Below are 18,429 nucleotides of genomic sequence, written 5' to 3' on the forward strand. Positions count from 1 at the left end.
TGGTCTGAACCCAACGCACAACATGAGCAGCACCTCCAACACCCAAGCCCCCGCCGTCGTCGAAGTGAAAGCCGCCGACGTGCAGGACAACGGCAGCGTCTTCTGCCCGAACCCGAAGATGGCGCTGTGGAGCACGCATCCGAAGGTCTTCATCGACCTGACCCACGGCGGCCAGGGCAAGTGCCCCTACTGCGGCACGCTGTACAAGCTGGCCGCCGGCGAGCACCTGCACAGCGCTCACTGAGAAGCGCGACCGCGGCCGAGCAGCACCAGCCCGATCCCGCCCAGGATCGCCGCCGAGGCCAGCAGCAGGCGCGGCGTCATCGCTTCGCCGAGCAGCAGCACGCCGCCCAGCGCCGCCAGCGGCGGCACCGCCAGCTGCACGGTGGCGGCGCGCAGGGCCGGGAGGCCCGGCAGCGCCGCATACCAGACCACATAGCCCAGCCCCGAGCTGAGCCCGCCCGAGGCCAGCGCCAGCAGCACGCCGGCAGGTTCGGCATGGCGCTGCGGCCACCACAAGGCGCTCAGCAGCAAGGCCGGAGGCAGTGCAAGTAGGAAGTTACCTGCGCTGACCACCAGGGCCGGCCCGGCAGCGCGGCGCCCGCGCAGCGAATACAGGCCCCAGGCCAGGCCGGCCGCGGCCATCAGCGCGGCGGCCAGCGGCTCGGGCGCCGCCAATCCGGGCGCCACCAGCCAGACCAGGCCGCCCAGCGCCAGCAGCAGGCCCAGCCAGCCCGCCGTGGCGAAGCGCTCGCCCGCGCGCAGGCCCGCGCCGAACATCGTCAGCTGCACGCAGGCGAACAGGATCAGCGCGCCGGTGCCGGCCGCGAGGCTCAGGTAGGCGAAGGAAAAGCAGGCCACGTAGGCGAACAGCGCCAGCGCCGCCCAGCCGTCGCGCGGGGCGCGCGGCTGCCCGCGCGCCATCAGCCCCAGCACCAGCGCACCGGCCGCCAGCCGCAGCGTGCCGAAGCTGGCCGGGTCGATGCTGCGCTGCTGCAGCGCCATCCGGCACAACAGCGAGTTGGCGGCGAAAGCCAGCAGCGCGAGGACCGTGAGCCCAACCAGGCGCGGTTTCGTCATCGTCATGGCCGCGCCAGCACCAGCGCCAGCGCGCCGCCCAGCAGCGCCACGCCCAGCGGCGCGCTCAGGCGCCGGCCCCAGGGCAGGTTCTTCTCGGCCGCCATCACCGCCGCCAGCGCCAGCATCCAGCCCAGCTGGCCCATGCCGACGATGAACATCAGCAGCATCAGCGCCCAGCAGCAGCCGATGCAGAAGACACCGTGGTGGGCACCCAGCGCGAAGGCCTGCCGCCCCGGGTGCGCGCCGCCGCGCCAGTGCTGCATCACGAAGCTCAGCGGCGTGCGGCACTTCTCCAGGCACAGCTGCTTGAGCCGGCTGAACTGGAAGGCGCCGGCCAGCGCCAGCGTGGCCGCCGCGAGCAGCCAGCCCGGCGCGAGACGTTCGAGCCCGGCACCCAGCAGCACGCCGTGCAGCCCGTGCACGACGAAGCCGAACAGCCCCCAGGCCAGCAGATAGCCCCCCAGCAGCAATGCCAGCAGCCGGCCGCGGTCGGCGCGGCCGGCGGTCAGCCGCGCCATCGCATCGACCAGCGGCAGCGTGGTCGGCAGCATCATCGCCGCGCTCATCAGCAGCCAGGCCAGCGCCGACAGCCCGCCCGACACCAGCCACGGCGGCGCCGTACGGCACAGCGCCGCCAGCGGCCCGCGCCAGTCGCCATGCGACAGGTAGACGGCATACGGCCCGGCCGCCCAGGCCCACAGCAACGCCCAGGCCAGCGCGATCAGCGCCAGCAGCAGCGGCAGGAACACCCGCCGATGAAGCACGGCGTTATGCGGCACGCCGGCGACCCGTCAGGCGTCGAAGACGAAGGTGCTCTGCAGGGCGTTGTGGCCCTTGATGTCCAGGTCGATGCCCAGCGCTGCGTTCTTCGAACGATAGCGCGGCGCCTTGCCGACGAAGACCGGCGCGCCGGGGACGGTGGAGAACACCGTGTCGGTCAGCGTGGTCGTGCCGCCCAGGGCGCCCTTGTAGGGCTCGAGCTCGGCGTAGTAGTCGGTGCCGATCTCCAGCGTGCCGGAGCCGCCCTGCACGTCGAAGCGGATCTTGGCGCGCTCCACCGACACCACGGTGCCGATCAGCTTGGCCAGGTCCGCCACCGGCCCGCCGGCTTGGCCGGTGTAGACCTTCAGCAGCGCAGCCTCCTGCGCGGCGCTGGCGCGCTCGTCGATGAAGATCGCGGCGGTCCAGTTGCCTTGCAGGATGTTGCCGGGCACGTGGGCCACGCCGGCGATGGTGATGCCGGCCACGTCCACGCCGTCCACGGTGCCCTTGTCCATGTGCCAGGCGACGATGGTGTCGCAGGTGCCGAAGTCGGGGTCTTCGCCGATCCAGCAGGGGCACAGCACCTTGCAGTTGCAGACTTCCAGCAGGCGCCCTTCGAGGTGATAGGCCATAGGTCCCTCCTCTGGCTATCGATGGGGCATTGATGCTACGCCCGCGGGCGCCCGTGTGCGCATTCGGACCAGGCCCTCCATCGCGCATTTGAGGACGGCCGGCGCCGGCTTCTTACAATCCGGCCCACCATGCTCCGACCCAAGCCCCAGACCGCCGCCCTGCTCGCCTCGCCCGAGGACACCGAGCAGCAGTTCTACGAGGCGCTGCAAAGCGGCGACCTGGACCGCTTGATGGAATGCTGGGCCGACGAGGACGAGGTCTCCTGCGTCCACCCCGGCGGCCAGCGCCTGGTGGGCCTGGGAGCGATCCGCGCGGCCTTCGAGGCGCTGTTCGCGCGCGGGCCGGTGGCCGTCTCGCCCGAGCGCGTGCGCCGCCTGCACACGCCGGACACCGCCATCCACCAGGTGCTGGAGCGTGTCAGCGTGCCCGGTGCCGAGGGCGCGCCGCAGAGCGCCTGGGTCGTCGCCACCAATGTCTACCTGAAGACCGCGCTGGGCTGGCGCCTGGTCGTCCACCATGCGAGCCCGGGCACCGCCCAGGACGTGCAGGAGCTGACGGCCGAGCCGACGACCCTCCACTGATGATAGGTGAATGCTGAAGTACCGCGCCCCGCTGTGGCTCCCGGGCGGCCATGCGCAGACCATCTGGCCCGCGCTCTACGCCCGACGTAACGACGACACCCCACTGACCCTGCGCCGCGAGCGCTGGACCACGCCCGACGGCGATTTCGTCGACGTGGACCGGCTCGACGCGCCCGTGGCCACCGCGCCGATGCTGGTGCTGTTCCACGGCCTGGAGGGCAGCACCCAGAGCCAGTACGTGCAGGCCTTCGCCACCGTCGCCCGGGCGCGCGGCTGGGCGTTCGCGATGCCGCATTTCCGCGGCTGCTCGGGCGAGCTGAACCTGGCGCCGCGGGCCTATCACTCGGGCGACTACGAAGAGATCGGCTGGATGCTGGACCAGCTGAAGGCCACGCACGGCGGGCCGCTGCTCGCCGCCGGCGTCTCGCTGGGCGGCAATGCGCTGATGCGCTGGGCGCAGGAGGCCGGCGAGACGGCGGCGCGCACCGCCAAGGCCGTCTGCTCGATCTGCTCGCCGCTGGATCTCGAAGCCGCCGGCCATGCCATCGGCAAGGGCTTCAACCGGCTGGTCTACACCCGCATGTTCCTGAAGACCATGGTGCCCAAGGCGCTGGCCAAGCTGGCGCAACATCCGGGCCTGTTCGACGGCGCGCGGCTGCGCGAAGTCAGCGACCTGTACGAGTTCGACAATCTCTTCACCGCGCCGCTGCACGGCTTCCGCGACGTCGACGACTACTGGCGCCGCGCCTCGGCCAAGCCGCACCTGCAGGCGATCCGCATCCCGGCACTGGCGCTGAACGCGCGCAACGATCCTTTCGTGCCCGCCAGCAGCCTGCCCGGCCCGGCCGATGCCGGCCGCTTCGTCACGCTGTGGCAGCCGGCCCAGGGCGGGCATGTGGGCTTCCCGTCCGGATGGCCGCCGGGCCATGTGTTCAGCATGCCGACGCAGGTCTGCGACTGGCTGGCCCGGGCCCTCTGAAGCGGCGCAGAATCCAGCCATGGATGACATCGTCAAGGCCGCGCTGAAGAAGTGGCCCAATGTGCCCCACTGCTACGGCTGGCTGGCCCTGGATGCCCGCGGCGACTGGTACATGCGCGATGAACGCATCCAGCACGCCGGGCCTTTCCCCACCGTCAAGGGCAGCCGCATCGAGCATCCGAAGCTGCGCGACTTCATCGAGCGCAACTACGAGCACGACGAGGCCGGCTGCTGGTTCTTCCAGAACGGGCCGCAGCGGGTCTATGTGCAGCTGGAGGCCGCGCCCTGGATCTGGCGGCTCGACACGAGCGGCGCGGTGCACAGCCACACGGGCCTCGCGGCCGGCACCGTCAATGCCTGCTGGATCGACGAGCAGGACCGCCTCTTCCTCGCCACGCCCCAGGGCCTCGGCCTGGTCCATTCGATGGACATGCTGGAAGCCGCGCAGGCCGTGGAGCAAGGGCAATGGCAGCCCGAGCCCTGCAGCCATGCGGAGCTGCTGCGGCGCTACGGCGTGGTGATCGAGCCCCGGCCCTGACGCCCTGGCTCAGCGGGGCCGGAACTCGGGCAGCTCGCGCAATCGCCCCATCGCGCTCCACCAGGCTTCCACCGCCTCGCCGGGCGGCGTGGCCCGGCGCGGCACCACGGCATAGAAGTCCGTGGTCAAGAAGGCCGTCGGCAGCACCATCAGCGGGCTGGCGGGCTGGCCATGCAGCGCATACTCGACCTCCTCCTGCAGGCCCACCGCCAGGTCCACGCGCCGCGCGGCGACCTTGTGCAGCAGCTGTCCGATCGTCGACGCCGTGGCATCGACCTGGAAGCCCGCCGCCTGCAGGGGCTCGATCGCCGAGCGCATGCCCAGCCGCGTGCCGACCACCAGGCGGCCGGCCGGCAGCCCGCCGTTCCACTGCACGTTTGCGTCCTGGCGGGCCACCCAGACCAGGTTGATGCGCGCCACCCGGCGTGTCGAATCGATCACCCCGGCGCGCATCGGGAACTCGAGGCGGCGCACGTTGTCGGGTGTCGGTGCGGCCAGCGCTGCGTCGGCGCTGCCGCTGTCGGCCATCGCCACGCAGCGCTTCATCGGATAGCGCAGCAGCAGCACGCTGAGCCGGCTCTGGCGGCCCGCCTCGACCAACAGGCGCTCGGCGATGCCAGGCTGGGCCGGATCATTGCTCAGGTAGGGCGGCAGGACCAGGTCGGTGATGCAGACGCGCCAGATGCGTGCAGGCTCCTGCGCGGCCACCGGCGAGCACAGCCCCAAGGCGAGCAGCCCCCACCAGGCGAGCTGGATGACCCGATTGCCCATGGGCCAGCATAACGCTGCAGTTCAACGGCGGCTACCGCGCCCGACGGGCGCAAAAAAGCCGACCCGCAGGTCGGCTCCTGGCTTGCAGGGAGCGAGGCCGCTCAGTTCGACGCCGCGGAAGCGGCTGCGGCCGGAGCCTTGGGCTCCTCGAAGCTGGCGCCGCCATGGTTGGCCATGTAGACCACGGCGCGGGCGACCTCGAAATCGCTGAAGTCACCGCCACCCTGCGGCGCCATATTGCCCTTGCCCTGCAGGGCCGAGTGCAGCAGCGCGTCGAAACCCGTCTTGATGCGCGGCGCCCAGGCGGCGGCATCGCCGAACTTCGGGGCGCCGACGGCGCCGGTGGCATGGCAGGCCGAGCACTGGGCCTGGAAGACCTTCTCGCCGGTGGCGAGCGACGCAACGTCGCTGACGTCCTTGACCTCGCTGCTGCCGACAGGCTGGATGCGCATGGCCACCGCCTTGTCGTCCATCGCGTCGCTGCCGGCGGCGGGCTTGTTCTCGCTGGACACATAGCTGGCCAGCAGCACGATCACGATCACCGGCACGACAAAGGCGAAGAAGACGGCCCAGGCCAGCTGCTTGGGCGTGCGGATCGGGCCCTCGTGGGCTTCGTCGTGATGCGAGCTGTCGTGGGAAGAATGCGCGTGATCTTGGGTTCCGCTCATGGAGTCCTCGTTATTAGCGTCGGCAGTGTGTCTCTTTGTCTGTCCTGCCCACGAAAGCATGCGCGCCCTCGGGGCGCAAAACCGGCGCAGTATATCGTCGGCCCCACGCAGTCTCCCCTGGGGAGACTGCTAGAATGCTCGCTGTTGTTTCGCCCCGCGCGTCTGTAGCTCAATGGATAGAGTACTGCCCTCCGAAGGCAGGGGTTGCTGGTTCGATCCCAGCCAGACGCGCCAATGAATTCAGTGACTTAGGCCACCCTCGGGTGGCCTTTGTTTTTGCCGTACGGACATTGACGTGCTTATCGGATGAACGGCGCCAGGCAACCGCAGCTTGCCTTCAGCCGCTTGAGCAGATCCTTGGCCTGGCCTTCGGTCAGGCGGCACAGCTCCATCACATCGGAGCGCTGAATGCGCCCGTGCTGGCGAACGTAACCACTACGCCAACCCCCTGCTACGCCTGCTCCAAGGAAGAGATCCGCCATGAAAGTCGCTGTACTGAGCTTCTCCGGGAACGTGGGCAAGTCCACGATCGCCCACCATCTCCTGGCTCAGCTCCTCGGCCAGCTCTGGTGCTCGTCGTCGATCACGTAGGCATGCGAGTGCCGGCCCTCGGCATCGGCCGCGTGGGTCTGCAGGTGCGCATGCCCCGCATCAAGATGGTCGTGGCTGTGCGGCAGCTCCGCCGGGTCGTCGCTGGGCCACAGCCACAGGCTGGCGAGGGTCGTGATGCCGGCGAGGACCCCCAGGGCGATGAAGCTGGCATTCAGCCCCGCCTTCGCACCCAGCCAGCCGGCGACGGGATAGGTGATAAGCCAGCAGGCATGCGACAGCGCGAACTGCGCGGCGAACAAGGCCTGCCGGTCCTGCTCGCTGCTTGAGCGGCGCAGCAGCCGGCCCGAGGGCGTCTGCGCCAGGGAATAAGCGCCCCCAAGCACCAGCCACAGCATGACCAGGGTCGCATAGCCCCGCGAGGCCAGCGGCCCGAGCAGCAGGCCCACGCTCAGCAGGCCCGCGCCGAAGACCATCACGCGCCGGTCCGGCAACTTCTCCAGCAGCTTGGGCAGGCCCAGCGCTATCGCCATCGACCCAGCGCCAAAGGCGGCCAGCGCGCCGGCGGTGAAGCGCTGGCTGAGCTGCAGCGTGCTCTGTACCAGCACGACGGTGTTGACGATGACCATGGCGCTGGCCGACGCGACGGCTAGGTTCAGCGCCAATAGCCCCCGCAGGCGGGGCGTGGCGAGGTAGATGCGGCTGCCGCGCGTGGTGCGCTCGTAGACACTGCGCCGTGGTGGCTGCTTGGCCCTGGGCAGCACCGCGGATACCACCAGCAGCGCCGAAGCGACGAAGCCCACGACCGTGCCCAGGAAGAGGCTGTGGAAGCTCACCACCGTGAGCAGCGCAGCGGCCAAGGCCGGGCTGGCCAGGCTCTCCAAGTCATAGGCCAGGCGCGACAGCGACAGGGCCTTGGTGTAATCCGCCTCCTTGGGCAGCACGTCGGGGATCGTGGCCTGGAAGGCCGGCGTGAAGCCGGCCGAGGCCGACTGCAGCACGAAGATCAGCACATAGACCTGCCAGATCTCGGTGACAAAGGGCAGCACCAGCGCGACCGCGGCACGCACCAGATCCAGGGACACCAGCAGCGTGCGCCGTGGCACCTGCCCGGCGAAGGCCGAGGCGATCGGGGCCACGCCGATATACGCCACCATCTTGATGGCCAGCGCGGTGCCCAGCACGGCACCGGCGTCGGCGCCTGCAAGGTCATAGGCCAGGAGGCCCAGCGCCACGGTCGCCAGGCCCGTGCCCAACAGCGCGATGACCTGGGCCAGGAAGAGGTGGCGGTAGGTTCGATTGGCGAGCACATCCAGCATGGCAACTCCAAACAATAGAGAAACGGCCGGCAGACGATGCACCCACCGGCCCGAAGAATCGAACGTCTAAGCCTGGAGCGCAGCGTCAAGCACCGAACCGGCCCGCTGCGAGCGCCGCAGCACCAAGCCGCACAGCGCCGGCAGCACGAACAGCGTCAGCACGGTCGCCGTGATGAGGCCGCCGATCACGACGGTCGCCAGCGGCCTCTGAACCTCGGAACCGGTGCCGCTGCCGAAGGCCATCGGGATGAAACCCAGCGATGCGACCAGGGCGGTCATCAGCACCGGCCGCACCCGCTCCATCGCACCTTCGATCACCGCCCGGTTGACCTCCAGCCCGTCCTCCAGCCGCTTGCGGATCGCCGAGATCATCACCAGCCCGTTCAGCACGGCCACGCCCGACACGGCGATGAAGCCCACGGCGACCGAGATCGAGAACGGGATGCCGCGCAGGGCCAACGTGAACACTCCACCGGCCACCGCCAGCGGGATCGTGAACAGCACCGTCGCCGTCAGCGTGGCGCTGCCGATGGCGAGATACAGCACGGCGCTGATCAGCACCAGGCAGGCCGGAACGATGATGGCCAGACGCTGGGTGGCCGCCTGCAGGTTCTGGAACTGTCCGCCCCATTCAATCCACGAGCCCGTGGGCAGCTTGATCTCCTCATTGATTCGCTGCGACGCCTCGGCCACGAAGCTGCCCAGGTCGCGCCCACTGACGTTCGCCTCCACGTAAAGGCGCCGCTTGCCGTTGTCGCGGCTGACCTCGTTGAGCCCCTGCGTGAACTTGAACTGCACCAGGGCGCCCAGCGGCACCGAGCCGCGCGGCTTGCCCTCCACGGCCGGTAGCGCCACCGGCAAGGCCCGCAACTGATCCAGGTTGTTGCGCTGGTCGCCCGGCAGCCGCACGACCAGGTCGAAGCGGCGATCGCCCTCGAAGATCTGGCCCGACGGCCGGCCTGCCAGCGCAGCGGACACGGTGTCGGCCACCTCCTTGAGCGACAGCCCATGGCGCGCGATGGCCACGCGGTCGAACTCGATGTCGAAGGTCGGGAAGCCCGAAGTCTGGGCCACGCGCGTGTCCACGGCACCGGGGATCTTGCGCAGCAGCGCGGCGATGCGCTGCCCGGCAACCGCCAACTGGTCGAGGTCGTCGCCGTAGATCTTCACGGCCACGTCGCTGCGTACACCACCGATCAGTTCGTTGAAGCGCATCTCGATCGGCTGCGTGACGTCGTAGGCATTGCCGACGATTCCGGACATCTTCTCGCGGATGCGCTCGACGACCTGTTCCTTGGTCTTCACGCCCGCGGGCCAGTCCTCCTTGGGTTTAAGGATGACGTAGTTGTCGGACGCGTTCGGCGGCATCGGGTCGGCCGCCAGGCTGGCTGTCCCGGCCTTCGAATAGACCGTCCTGACCTCGGGCAAGGTCAGCAGCGCGCGCTCGATCGGCAGGTCCAGCGCCGCCGAGTCCTCGATGGACATCGACGGAATGCGTACCGAGGACAGGTTCAGGTTCTGCTCGTCGAGCGTGGGCATGAACTCCTTGCCGACGAAGCGGAAGGTGACGCCCGCCGCAGCGACGATCACCAGCGCCGTGGCGATGGACGGCCAGGGATTGGCAACTGCGCGCTGCAGCAGCGGCAGGTAGCGGCTCTTGGTGGCCTCGATGACGCGCACCTCCCGCTCTTCGATGCGCCGGTTCATCAGCACGGCAACCAGGGCCGGCACAAAGGTGATCGACAGCACGAAGGCCGCCGCCAGCGCCAGCATCAGCGTGATGACCATCGGCGAGAACATCTTGCCCTCGACACCCTGGAAGCTCAGGCAGGGCAGGAACACCAGGAAGATCACCAGCTGGCCGTACACGGTCGGCTTGATCATCTCCCGGGACGAGGCCATCACCTCATGCAGGCGCTCACCCAGGCTCAGCAGCCGACCCTCCTGGGCCTGCCTGTGGGCAAGCCGCCGCAGCGCGTTCTCCACGACGATGACGGCGCCGTCGATGATCAGACCGAAGTCCAGTGCACCGAGGCTCATCAGGTTGCCCGAGATGCCCAGCGCGTTCATGCCGATCGCGCTCATCAGCAGCGACAGCGGGATGACCAGCGCGGCGATCACCGCCGCGCGCCAGTTGCCCAGCAGCGCGAACAGGATCGCGACCACCAGCAGCGCACCTTCGGTCAGGTTCTTGGCCACGGTCTTGATCGTGGCCGCGACCAGCTGAGAGCGGTCCAGCGTCGGGACCAGCGCGACGCCCTCCGGCAGAGTCTTCTTGATTTCGTCGAGCTTGAGCACGACGGCGTGCGCCACCGTGCGGCTGTTCGCGCCGACGAGCATCAGCGCGCTGCCCACGACCGTCTCGTAGCCGTCTCGGCTGGCCGCGCCGGTGCGCAGTTCGCCGCCGATCGCGACGGACGCGACCTGGCCGACGGTGACCGGAACCCCGTTGCGCTGGGCCACGACCGTTGTCGCGATCTGATCCACCGAGCGCAGCCGCCCATCCGCGCGCACCAGGTAGGACTCACCGGAGCGGCGCAGGTAGTTAGCGCCGATGGACAGGTTGGCATCTTCCAGCGCCCGCCCGAGTTCGCTCCAGTCGATGCCGTAGGCGGCCAGCCGGGTCATGTCAGGCTCGACGACGTACTGCTTCACGTAGCCGCCCAGCGAATCCACATCGGCCACGCCCGGCGTCATGCGCAGCTGCGGCCGCACGATCCAGTCCTGCACGGTGCGCAGGTAAGCCAGTTGAGCGACGGCATCCGGCAGCCGTTCGCCCTCGTCGGTCACGAAGCTGCCGTCCTTCTGCCAGCCGCTCCTGCCCTCTCCCGGCGCGGGCGCGCCCTTGCCACCGGGATGCTGGAATTCAACGCTGTAGTGCACCACCTCGCCCAGGCCCGTGGACACCGGCCCGAGGACCGGATCGGCCCCGCCCGGCAGGCTGGCGCGCGCCTGGTTGAGGCGCTCGGTCACCTGCTGGCGCATGAAGTACAGGTCGGCGCTCTCCTTGAAGATCACCGTGACCTGGCTGAAGCCGTTGCGCGAGAAAGAGCGCATGTTCTCCACGCCGTTGAGGCCCGCCAGCGCGGTCTCGATCGGGTAGGTCACGCGCTTCTCCACCTCGACGGGCGTCAGCGTCGGCACCACGGTGTTGATCTGCACCTGCTTGTTCGTGATGTCCGGCGTGACGTCGATCGGCAGCAGGTTGAGCTGCCACGCGCCGACGACGGCCACCACCAGCGTCATGAAGAGCACCAGCCAGCGGGCGCGCACGACGCCCTGCAAGAGAGCCTGGATCATTCTTCTTCTCCCGCGTTCTTCTTGGCCTCGGCCTTCAGCAGGAAGGCATTGCGGGTGGCAACCTGCTGGCCGGCCTGCAGGCCGCTGACGACCTGCGCCAGGCCGCCGCTGCGCACGCCCACATAGACCGGCTGCGTGCGGAAGCCGTCGGGCGTACGGATGAACACCGCGTCGCGGCCATCCATGTTCTGGACGGCCTCTTCAGGGACCGCCACGCCGGCCTGCCTGGCATCGCCGCGCGCGTGCAGCCGGACCTGCACGCCTTCGCCGGCCAGCAATGCCTTCGCCTGCGGGCCGTCGTCGGGAACCAGCACCACCGTCGCGGCGCGGGTCGAAGCGTTGACGCCCGGCGTAAGGCCGCGCACCGTGGCCGGCACCGGCGTGCCGGAGCGCGACAGCACCGTGGCCGCGTCACCGACCGCCACGCGGCGCAGGTCGTCGGCCGTGAGCGGCGCCTCGATCTGGACCGCGCCGGGCATGGCCACGCGGAACAGCTCGACGTCAGGCGCCACATGGGCGCCCACGAGGGCGCTGCTGGCGGTGATGCGGCCGGCAATCGGCGACACCAGGGTGAGCGTGCGGCCGTCGCTGCCGACGCGCGCCGCAGCAGCCACGGCCGCGGCGCGCTGGGCCTCGGCCTCGGCCACGTCGAGATCGGCCTGGGCCGCCTCCAGCGCCTGGCGCGGCGTGACCCCCTGGTCGAACAGGCTCTTCTCGCGGGCGAGCGTCTTGCGCGCCAGCTCCACCTTGGCCTGCGCGACCCGGCGTTCGCTGGCCATACCTGCGGCTTCCAGGCTTTCGATGCTGGCCAGCACCTCGCCGGCGGCCACGGTGTCGCCCAGGCGGTGCATGACGCGCACCAGCGTGCCACTCACGCGGCTGACGACGGCGGCCTCCGAACCCGGCGCCGCGGCGACGACGGCGGGCAGCAGCAGTTCGCTGCGCACCTCGGAGGATCCGGCGGCCTCGACGCCGATGCCGGCGGCGGTGAGGTACGCGGCCGGGATCTTCAGCTCGGCGGCGTCGGCCTTCGGCCTGCTCGCGTCCGTCGCGGCCTCAGGCGCGGGCTCGGCGGACCTGGCCTCACTGGCAGGGGCCGGGCGGCTCGCCGCGAAATAGCCGAGCGCGGCAGCGCCGACGATGGCGCCTGCGATCAACAGCGGCTTGAACTTGGCATGGCTGGTCATTGTGTTTCTCCAAACGCGAGACGGCCCTCGACCTGCGCCAGCGCAGCCAGGGAGCGGACGCGCGCCAGGCGCGCGTCGATGGTTGATCGTTGGGCCTCGGACCAGGCGCGGCGGGCGAACAGCAGCTCGACGAGCGAGGTGCGGCCGGCGTCGTAGCCGATGCGGCCGAGGCGATAGCCCTCGGCGCAAGCCCGCTCGCCTTCGATCGCGGCTTCCAGCTGGCCCTCCGCGGCCTCGAGCTGGGCCTGCGCCGAACGCCGGGCGGCGCTGGCTTCGAGCCGGGCCGCGAGTACCCGTGCGTCGGCCGCCTGCACGCGCTGTCGTGCCGCGGCGACCGCGTCGCGATTGCGGTCGAACAGGGGAATGGAGGCGGACAGGCCGACCACGTAGCCACTCTGCGAGGTCCACGCGTAGCGACGCACGCCCGCCGTCACGCTGAGGTCCGGGATCCAGCGCCGCTCCTCGACCTGCAGCCGGGCTTCGGAAGCATCTCGCTCGGACTGGGCGACGCGCAACGCGGGCGATTCGTCCGCCGCCATGCCGCGCACGGGAGCAGTACCGAACAGCGAAGCACTGATGCCGGTGAAGCGCTCCTGCGCACCGACCAGCGCGGACAGCTCTTCCAGCGCCTGGGTCAGATCGGCCGCCGCCGCACGCTCGGCGCCCCGCGCGGCGGCAGCCCCGGCCTCGGCCTGGGCGACGCGCACAGCGGCTTCCTTGCCGGCCTCGACCTGGGCACGCGCGGCGCGCAGGTCATCACTGGCGCGCGCCAGTTCGTCGCCAGCCACGCGCCGGCGCGCCTGTGCCGCCTCGACGGTGCCGTAGGCCACGGCCAGCCGGGCCGCCCAGGCGATCTGGGCTTCGCGGCGCCGCGCCTCGGCGACGTCGGATTCGCGGTCGGAGACCGCGATGCGCGACGCCCGCTTGCCGCCCAGCTCAAGCGGCTGGCTGATCGAATAGGTGCTCTGGCGCGGGCTCTGGCCGCCGCTGCCGGGCGCGCCCAGGTCTTCGGCCTGGGCATCGAGCCTGGGGTTCAGCCAGTGGCGGCTCTGCGCCGCATCCAGGCGCGCGGCCTCGACGTTCGCCTGCTGCTCCAGCAGGATCGGGGCGCGGGCCAGTGACTGTTGAAGCAGGACGCCGAAGGCGGGGGCGTCGGCCGCTTGCGCGAGCGGGCTTGAAAGAAGAAGAGGAAGCGCGAACCCGATGGCGGCGCGCAGCCTGTGCACCGGCGCGCGAAGGGAATGTTGCGATGACATGAAAACTCCACGGACTGGGTGCGCACGAGGACGCGCCCGGGAAAAGCGGCTGGGGGCTCTTCAGGCGTGGAGCGGAGGGGCACGGCCCGCCGGCGGCAGGCTCTTGAAGGAGCTGAATCGCGGCGGCCCGTGCTTGGGCCAGTCGGGAGCGGGCGTGGCGGCTTGCGCGACGGGGAAGACCACGACGAAGGCCGCCACGGCGATCAGCGCATCGGCCGCGATGCGGGCCCCGCTCAGCGCCGAGGCGGGCTGCGCACGAAGCGCGATGGCCGGATGGGCGATCTGGGCGTCATGCTCGTCTTCCGCATGCGTGTCGGACGCGAGCGCCGCAGCCGCGCGACCGAGGTCGGCGTCGATGCCGAAGTCGTGATGGTGCCGATGGAACGGCGCGCTGAGCTGGTCGAAGACGAGCAGAGCCACGAGCAGCCAGCGAAACGCCCAGGCGAGGCCACGCGGCCGGGAAACATCCCCGCTGGTGGCTTCACGATCACCTGGTTTCACGACACGGGCCGCGCTACTTCGCTGGCTGGATGGCGGTGATCGTGATCGCGCCGTTCACCCGGTCGGCGGAGAACTTCACCTTGTCGCCTTCCTTGACCGTGTCGAGCATCTTCGGGTCGGCGACCTTGAAGACCATGGTCATGCCCGGCATGTCGAGATTCGCGATGGGGCCGTGCTTGAGCGTCAGCTTGCCCTGGTCCTTGTCGATCTTGCGCACTTCGCCGTCCGTGCCGGGCGATGCCGCAGCGGATGCCGCCGTCTGGGCCTGTGCGCCGAACGCGGACGCGAACACGACAGCGGCAAGGGCGTGCTTGATGAAGACCTTCATGCGGAACTCCTCCGGAGCTTTCGTTGATGAGATGAGCTGCGTCACTTGACGGTCAGCTTGCCGACCATGCCGGCCTCGAAGTGGCCCGGCTGGAGGCAGGCGAACTGGAACTCGCCCGCCTTGGTGAACTGCCAGACGATCTCGCCGGTCTTGCCGGGCTTGACGTGGGCCATGTTGGCGTCCGCATGTTCCATCTCCGGGAACTTCTTCATCAGCGCCGCGTGCTCCTTGATGGCCTCCTTGGTGCCCAGGACCATCTCGTGCAGCACCTGGCCGCCGTTGTGCACGACGAACTTCACCGTCTCTCCGCGCTTGACGACGAGGTCCGAGGGCGTGAAGCGCATGTTGTCGGCCATGTCGACCTGGATCGTGCGAACGGCCTTCTTCGGGTCACCCTCCTGGCCGAAGGCCGTGGACTCGACCTTCTTCGCGTCGTAGACGCGGGGCTTGGCGTGTTCCTCGTCGCCGTGGGCGAAGGCCGAGGCCGAGGCTGCGGCCAGCACGATGGCGGCCAGTGCGTTGAACTTGTTCTTCATTCGGATGTTTCCTTCAATGGCCCTGGTGACCGTTGGGTTTGCGAACTTGCAGGGTCTTGCCATCGGCCTGCGGGGCCGACGCGCGTGGGGTGGCGGGCATCTCGCCCGTGTACTCGCTGGCCAGGGTGCCGGCCGGGTGCCGGTAGGGGCCGGGGTCCTTGTAGTCGCCGCGTGCGATGTCGTCGCGGACCTTCACGACGCTGAACATGCCGCCCATGCCGATGGCCCCGAACGGGCCGGTGCCGGTCATCATCGGCAGCGTGTTGTCGGGGATGGGCATCTCCATCTCGGCCATGTCGTGCATGCCCTTGTCGCCCATGGCCATGTAGTCCGGCACCAGGCCCGTGATCTTCCTGGCCAGGTCCCGCTGGTCCACGCCGATCATCGTGGGCACGTCATGGCCCATCGCGTTCATCGTGTGGTGGCTCTTGTGGCAGTGGATGGCCCAGTCACCGGCGATGGCGTCGAACTCGAAGGCCCGCATCTGGCCCACTGCAACGTCGGTCGTGACCTCCGGCCAGCGCGCGCTCTTCGGCACCCAGCCGCCGTCGGTGCCGGTCACCTCGAAGTGCGGGCCGTGCATGTGGATGGGATGGTTCGTCATCGTCAGGTTGCCCACGCGGATGCGTACGCGCTCACCGGTGCGGGCGACGAAGGGGTCGATGCCGGGAAACGCGCGGCTGTTCCAGGTCCACAGGTTGAAGTCGAGCATGGTGTTGACCTTGGGCGTCGCGCTGCCCGGCTCGATGTCGTAGGCGTTGAGGATGAAGCCGTAGTCGCGGTCGACGCGGTACTGCCTCGGGTCCTTCGGATGGATGATGAACAGGCCCATCATGCCCATCGCCATCTGCACCATCTCGTCCGCGTGCGGGTGGTACATGTGCGTGCCCGGGCGCTGCAGCACGAACTCGTACATGAAGGTCTTGCCCACGCCGATGGGCGGCTGCGTGAGGCCGGTGACGCCGTCCATGCCCGAGGGCAGCTGCACGCCGTGCCAGTGGACGCTGGTGACCTCGGGCAGCCTGTTGGTGACGAAGATGCGGATGCGGTCGCCCTCGACGGCCTCGATGGTCGGGCCGGGGCTGGAGCCGTTGTAGCCCCACAGGTTGGCCTTCATGCCCGGGGCGATCTCGCGCACGACCGGCTCGGCCACCAGGTGGAACTCCTTGACGCCGTCCTTCATGCGCCAGGGCAGCGACCAGCCGTTGAGCGTCACGATCGGGTTGAAGGGGCGGCCGTTGGGCGGCGACGGCGGCGGCTGGGTCGCCGCGCTCGTCTGGATGACCGCCTCGGGCAGCAAAGCCGCGCCGGCCCGGCTGACGGCCGCGGCGCCCAGGAAGGTCGCGCCGGCCGCGCGGAAGAATGTTCTGCGGTTTGTCATGTCCTTGTCCTCCTTCAGTGGCCGCCCTGCTCCGCAGCGCTCGCCCTGCCGGGCGCGATGGCCGTGGCGCCGCCGGGCGAACGACCGGTGAGCGCGCTCTGCAGATTGGTCTCGGCGAGCCAGAAGTCGCGCTGCGCCTCGATCGCGGCGGTCACGGTGCTCACCTGGTCGCGCGCATCGGCGAGCAGTTCGAACACGCTGGACAGCATCCCGTTGTAGCGAAGCAGGTTCTCGTCGGAGATGCGCTTGCGCAGCGGCACCACCTCGTCGCGGTAGTGCCTCGCCAGCTCGTAGGCGGTGCGGTAGGCGGAGTAGGTCTCACGCAACTCCGAGCGCGCGTTGACAGCCACCTCCGCCGTGCGATGCAGGGCCTGCATGTAGATCGCCTCCGCCCGCGCCGCGCGCGTCGAGCCGAAGTCGAACAAGGGCAGTTCGAGCTCGATCTCGTAGCCGTTCTGCCGCGCCTCGCCGGTCTGGCTCTTGTTGGCATAGCCGGCCTCGAGCACGTTGACGAAGCGGGTCGCCCGGGTCAACCCCAGCGACTCGGCCGTGGCCTGCGCCTGGCGCCTGGCCATCAGCACGTCCAGGCGCTTGTCGAGGGCCGTCTGCTCCGCATCCCGGGGCTCGACCGGCGCCTCGGGCAGCTCGGGCAGGCGCTCGGGCAGCCGAAAAGCGAGCTGCTTCCCGGACAGGCCCAGCACGCGCACCAGCCGCTCGCGCTCGGCCAAGGCCTGATGGCGTGCGCGCGCCAGGTTCGCGGTCGCGTCCGCCTGGAAGGACTGCTCGCGCATCCGCGCCAGCTTGCTGAAGTTGCCGGCCTGCTGCATGCGCTGCGCCAGTTCGCTGGAGGCATCGGCGACCTCCTTGACCTGCTCGTAGTATTTGACGAGGTCCCCTGCGGCGACGGCGCCGAAGAAGGCCTTGCGCGCCTCGGCCGCCATGCCCACGGCCTCGAAGGCCGCCTGGTACTGCGCCTGCTCGAGCTGCCGCTGCGCCAGCTGGCTCGCAAGAGGCATGGTCAGCAGGCCTAGCAGGTCGAACATCACCGAACGGTCGATCTCGGTGACGCCCGCGCCGCGCAGGTGCCCGAAGCCGATGCGCGGGTTGGCCAGCCGGCCCGCGCGCACCCGCTCGGCCTCGGCAATGCCCAGTTCCGCGAAGCTCGCCTGCAGGCCTCGGTTGTTGAGCAGCGCCAGCTCGACGGCGCCGTCCGCCGTCAGCGGCTGCGCGAGAAGCTCGGCGACGCGAGCGCCAGCCGCGTCGACCTCGGCCTCGCTGCGCTGGAAGCTGACACCCTGGCCGATGCGTTCCCGGGTCAGCTCGGAGACCCGGCCGGCGCCGCCGTCCGGGGCGAAGGACGCGCACCCCGCAAGCACGAGCGCCACGGCAGGCGTCAGCCCGGGAAGGAGTTTGTTCATCATTGTTGAACCCATGTGAGCCGTCGGATGCGGTCTTGCCGCAGCCGGAAGACGCTCGCGCCGACCGCAAGAATGCGGACGCACGAGCCCGTCAGGCCTCCCGCGGAGGCCTTGATGGGTCAGAAGCTTCGGGGTGGCCGCTCCTGGCCGTCCGAGAAGAAGTCCGGCGGCGGGGCGGAGAGCTCGGGGAACTCGAGCACGGCGGGCTCGATCGGCTCGGGCAGCGTGATGGTGGGACCGACCAGGGGCGTGATCGAGCAGAAGGCCGAACACATATTGCACTTGTCCGAGGCCGACTCGTGGTGGCTGCCGTGGTCGTGTCCGGCGTGTTCAGGGGCCACGCGAAGCTCGCTCTGCATGCCCGCGCTGCCGACGGGGCACAGCATGGCCGCCGCCACCGCACCCCGCAGGGGAAGCAGCACGGCAAGCAGCAGCAGGAAGCAGATGCGGAGTGTTTTCTTCACGATGTTCAGGCAGGCATGCTAAACCTTGCCCCTGTGGCAAGGTCAAGCGGCTTGGCGTCGGGCACGTCTCGCGCGCTACCTGGCGAATTGTTCATTGCCGACCATGCCCATCTTCTTGACGCCCAGGCGCTGGGCCGAGGCCATCACCGCGGCGACGGCGCCGTAGTCCACCAGCTTG

20 protein-coding genes, 1 tRNA gene and 1 pseudogene are annotated in these 18,429 nt (G+C 69.9%); 5 read left to right on the forward strand and 17 right to left on the reverse strand.

What is annotated here, in order from left to right:
• The coding region (locus B0W88_RS19545; RefSeq protein WP_369973911.1) for a zinc-finger domain-containing protein at positions 1-244 on the forward strand (244 nt) is incomplete at its 5' end.
• On the opposite strand, the gene B0W88_RS19550 is transcribed toward B0W88_RS19545, so the two are convergent.
• Genes B0W88_RS19550 through B0W88_RS19560 form a run of 3 tightly spaced genes read right to left on the reverse strand, consistent with a single transcriptional unit; the run spans position 238 to position 2,474 of the window.
• The gene (locus tag B0W88_RS19550) at positions 238-1,080 is read right to left on the reverse strand and encodes an EamA family transporter (protein WP_077036308.1); all 843 of its coding nucleotides are present in this window, start codon (positions 1,078-1,080) and stop codon (positions 238-240) included. The genes B0W88_RS19545 and B0W88_RS19550 overlap by 7 nt on opposite strands.
• 2 nt (positions 1,081-1,082) lie before the next feature.
• A complete protein-coding gene (locus tag B0W88_RS19555; RefSeq protein WP_077036309.1) occupies positions 1,083-1,859 on the reverse strand; it encodes a DUF2182 domain-containing protein in 777 nt (258 codons plus the stop codon).
• 12 nt (positions 1,860-1,871) lie between these two features.
• A complete protein-coding gene (locus B0W88_RS19560) occupies positions 1,872-2,474 on the reverse strand; it encodes a DUF1326 domain-containing protein (protein WP_077036310.1) in 603 nt (200 codons plus the stop codon).
• 129 nt (positions 2,475-2,603) lie between these two features.
• On the opposite strand from B0W88_RS19560, the gene B0W88_RS19565 reads away from it, so the two are divergent.
• Genes B0W88_RS19565 through B0W88_RS19575 form a run of 3 tightly spaced genes read left to right on the forward strand, consistent with a single transcriptional unit; the run spans position 2,604 to position 4,573 of the window.
• Positions 2,604-3,056 carry an SgcJ/EcaC family oxidoreductase gene (locus B0W88_RS19565; RefSeq protein ID WP_077036311.1) on the forward strand — a complete coding sequence of 151 codons (453 nt, stop codon included), beginning with the start codon at positions 2,604-2,606 and terminating at the stop codon, positions 3,054-3,056.
• Positions 3,057-3,066: 10 nt separating this feature from the next.
• Entirely contained in the window at positions 3,067-4,035 is a 969-nt protein-coding gene (locus B0W88_RS19570) for a YheT family hydrolase (RefSeq protein WP_077036312.1), read from the forward strand.
• A gap of 19 nt (positions 4,036-4,054) precedes the next feature.
• Positions 4,055-4,573, forward strand: coding sequence for a DUF2946 family protein (locus B0W88_RS19575; RefSeq protein WP_077036313.1), 519 nt, complete (start codon positions 4,055-4,057; stop codon positions 4,571-4,573).
• Positions 4,574-4,582: 9 nt separating this feature from the next.
• Here B0W88_RS19575 and B0W88_RS19580 read toward each other — a convergent pair whose 3' ends face one another.
• Positions 4,583-5,344: a hypothetical protein gene (locus B0W88_RS19580; protein WP_077036314.1), complete on the reverse strand. Its 762-nt coding sequence runs from the start codon at positions 5,342-5,344 to the stop codon at positions 4,583-4,585.
• Between the two features lie 101 nt (positions 5,345-5,445).
• Complete coding sequence (locus tag B0W88_RS19585) at positions 5,446-6,012, reverse strand: cytochrome c5 family protein (protein WP_077036315.1); 567 nt, start codon at positions 6,010-6,012, stop codon at positions 5,446-5,448.
• Positions 6,013-6,170: 158 nt separating this feature from the next.
• Here B0W88_RS19585 and B0W88_RS19590 point away from each other — a divergent pair.
• Positions 6,171-6,246: transfer RNA gene (locus tag B0W88_RS19590), tRNA-Arg, on the forward strand.
• Positions 6,247-6,311: 65 nt separating this feature from the next.
• Here B0W88_RS19590 and B0W88_RS33700 read toward each other — a convergent pair.
• The 12 genes and pseudogenes from B0W88_RS33700 to B0W88_RS19645 form a co-directional block, all read right to left on the reverse strand.
• Complete coding sequence (locus B0W88_RS33700) at positions 6,312-6,539, reverse strand: hypothetical protein (RefSeq protein ID WP_158080890.1); 228 nt, start codon at positions 6,537-6,539, stop codon at positions 6,312-6,314.
• 21 nt (positions 6,540-6,560) lie between these two features.
• The gene (locus B0W88_RS19595; protein ID WP_077036316.1) at positions 6,561-7,880 is read right to left on the reverse strand and encodes an MFS transporter; all 1,320 of its coding nucleotides are present in this window, start codon (positions 7,878-7,880) and stop codon (positions 6,561-6,563) included.
• Positions 7,881-7,946: 66 nt separating this feature from the next.
• A complete protein-coding gene (locus tag B0W88_RS19600; RefSeq protein WP_077036317.1) occupies positions 7,947-11,180 on the reverse strand; it encodes a CusA/CzcA family heavy metal efflux RND transporter in 3,234 nt (1,077 codons plus the stop codon).
• A complete protein-coding gene (locus tag B0W88_RS19605; RefSeq protein ID WP_077036318.1) occupies positions 11,177-12,367 on the reverse strand; it encodes an efflux RND transporter periplasmic adaptor subunit in 1,191 nt (396 codons plus the stop codon). Before B0W88_RS19605 ends, B0W88_RS19600 begins: the two co-directional genes overlap by 4 nt.
• Entirely contained in the window at positions 12,364-13,593 is a 1,230-nt protein-coding gene (locus tag B0W88_RS19610) for a TolC family protein (RefSeq protein WP_304442589.1), read from the reverse strand. The genes B0W88_RS19605 and B0W88_RS19610 overlap by 4 nt, the downstream gene beginning before the upstream one ends.
• 90 nt (positions 13,594-13,683) lie before the next feature.
• Positions 13,684-14,043, reverse strand: a complete 360-nt coding sequence (locus tag B0W88_RS19615; RefSeq protein ID WP_198937882.1) for a hypothetical protein — start codon at positions 14,041-14,043, stop codon at positions 13,684-13,686.
• A gap of 94 nt (positions 14,044-14,137) precedes the next feature.
• A complete protein-coding gene (locus tag B0W88_RS19620; protein ID WP_077036320.1) occupies positions 14,138-14,452 on the reverse strand; it encodes a copper-binding protein in 315 nt (104 codons plus the stop codon).
• A gap of 41 nt (positions 14,453-14,493) precedes the next feature.
• Positions 14,494-14,988 carry a plastocyanin/azurin family copper-binding protein gene (locus B0W88_RS19625; protein ID WP_077036321.1) on the reverse strand — a complete coding sequence of 165 codons (495 nt, stop codon included), beginning with the start codon at positions 14,986-14,988 and terminating at the stop codon, positions 14,494-14,496.
• A gap of 13 nt (positions 14,989-15,001) precedes the next feature.
• Positions 15,002-16,369 (reverse strand): multicopper oxidase family protein, encoded by a 1,368-nt coding sequence (locus tag B0W88_RS19630; protein WP_077036322.1) that lies wholly within the window; start codon positions 16,367-16,369, stop codon positions 15,002-15,004.
• Between the two features lie 14 nt (positions 16,370-16,383).
• The gene (locus B0W88_RS19635) at positions 16,384-17,787 is read right to left on the reverse strand and encodes a TolC family protein (protein WP_077036326.1); all 1,404 of its coding nucleotides are present in this window, start codon (positions 17,785-17,787) and stop codon (positions 16,384-16,386) included.
• A gap of 119 nt (positions 17,788-17,906) precedes the next feature.
• Positions 17,907-18,251, reverse strand: coding sequence for a hypothetical protein (locus B0W88_RS19640; protein WP_077036323.1), 345 nt, complete (start codon positions 18,249-18,251; stop codon positions 17,907-17,909).
• A 75-nt stretch (positions 18,252-18,326) separates the two neighbouring features.
• Positions 18,327-18,429 (reverse strand): annotated as a pseudogene (locus tag B0W88_RS19645) (biopolymer transporter ExbD); the annotation flags it as partial.

The organism is Pelomonas sp. KK5 (genome assembly GCF_001984095.1).
Taxonomy (GTDB): Bacteria; Pseudomonadota; Gammaproteobacteria; order Burkholderiales; family Burkholderiaceae_C; genus KK5.

Bases quoted from the DNA above. Each gene is read 5' to 3' on its own strand.
- B0W88_RS19550 (WP_077036308.1), bottom strand. From the start codon at position 1,080: ATGACGAAACCGCGCCTGGTTGGGCTCACGGTCCTCGCGCTGCTGGCT.
- B0W88_RS19560 (WP_077036310.1), bottom strand. From the start codon at position 2,474: ATGGCCTATCACCTCGAAGGGCGCCTGCTGGAAGTCTGCAACTGCAAG.
- B0W88_RS19565 (WP_077036311.1), top strand. From the start codon at position 2,604: ATGCTCCGACCCAAGCCCCAGACCGCCGCCCTGCTCGCCTCGCCCGAG.
- B0W88_RS19570 (WP_077036312.1), top strand. From the start codon at position 3,067: ATGCTGAAGTACCGCGCCCCGCTGTGGCTCCCGGGCGGCCATGCGCAG.
- B0W88_RS19575 (WP_077036313.1), top strand. From the start codon at position 4,055: ATGGATGACATCGTCAAGGCCGCGCTGAAGAAGTGGCCCAATGTGCCC.
- B0W88_RS19580 (WP_077036314.1), bottom strand. From the start codon at position 5,344: ATGGGCAATCGGGTCATCCAGCTCGCCTGGTGGGGGCTGCTCGCCTTG.
- B0W88_RS19585 (WP_077036315.1), bottom strand. From the start codon at position 6,012: ATGAGCGGAACCCAAGATCACGCGCATTCTTCCCACGACAGCTCGCAT.
- B0W88_RS19595 (WP_077036316.1), bottom strand. From the start codon at position 7,880: ATGCTGGATGTGCTCGCCAATCGAACCTACCGCCACCTCTTCCTGGCC.
- B0W88_RS19600 (WP_077036317.1), bottom strand. From the start codon at position 11,180: ATGATCCAGGCTCTCTTGCAGGGCGTCGTGCGCGCCCGCTGGCTGGTG.
- B0W88_RS19605 (WP_077036318.1), bottom strand. From the start codon at position 12,367: ATGACCAGCCATGCCAAGTTCAAGCCGCTGTTGATCGCAGGCGCCATC.
- B0W88_RS19620 (WP_077036320.1), bottom strand. From the start codon at position 14,452: ATGAAGGTCTTCATCAAGCACGCCCTTGCCGCTGTCGTGTTCGCGTCC.
- B0W88_RS19625 (WP_077036321.1), bottom strand. From the start codon at position 14,988: ATGAAGAACAAGTTCAACGCACTGGCCGCCATCGTGCTGGCCGCAGCC.
- B0W88_RS19630 (WP_077036322.1), bottom strand. From the start codon at position 16,369: ATGACAAACCGCAGAACATTCTTCCGCGCGGCCGGCGCGACCTTCCTG.
- B0W88_RS19635 (WP_077036326.1), bottom strand. From the start codon at position 17,787: ATGAACAAACTCCTTCCCGGGCTGACGCCTGCCGTGGCGCTCGTGCTT.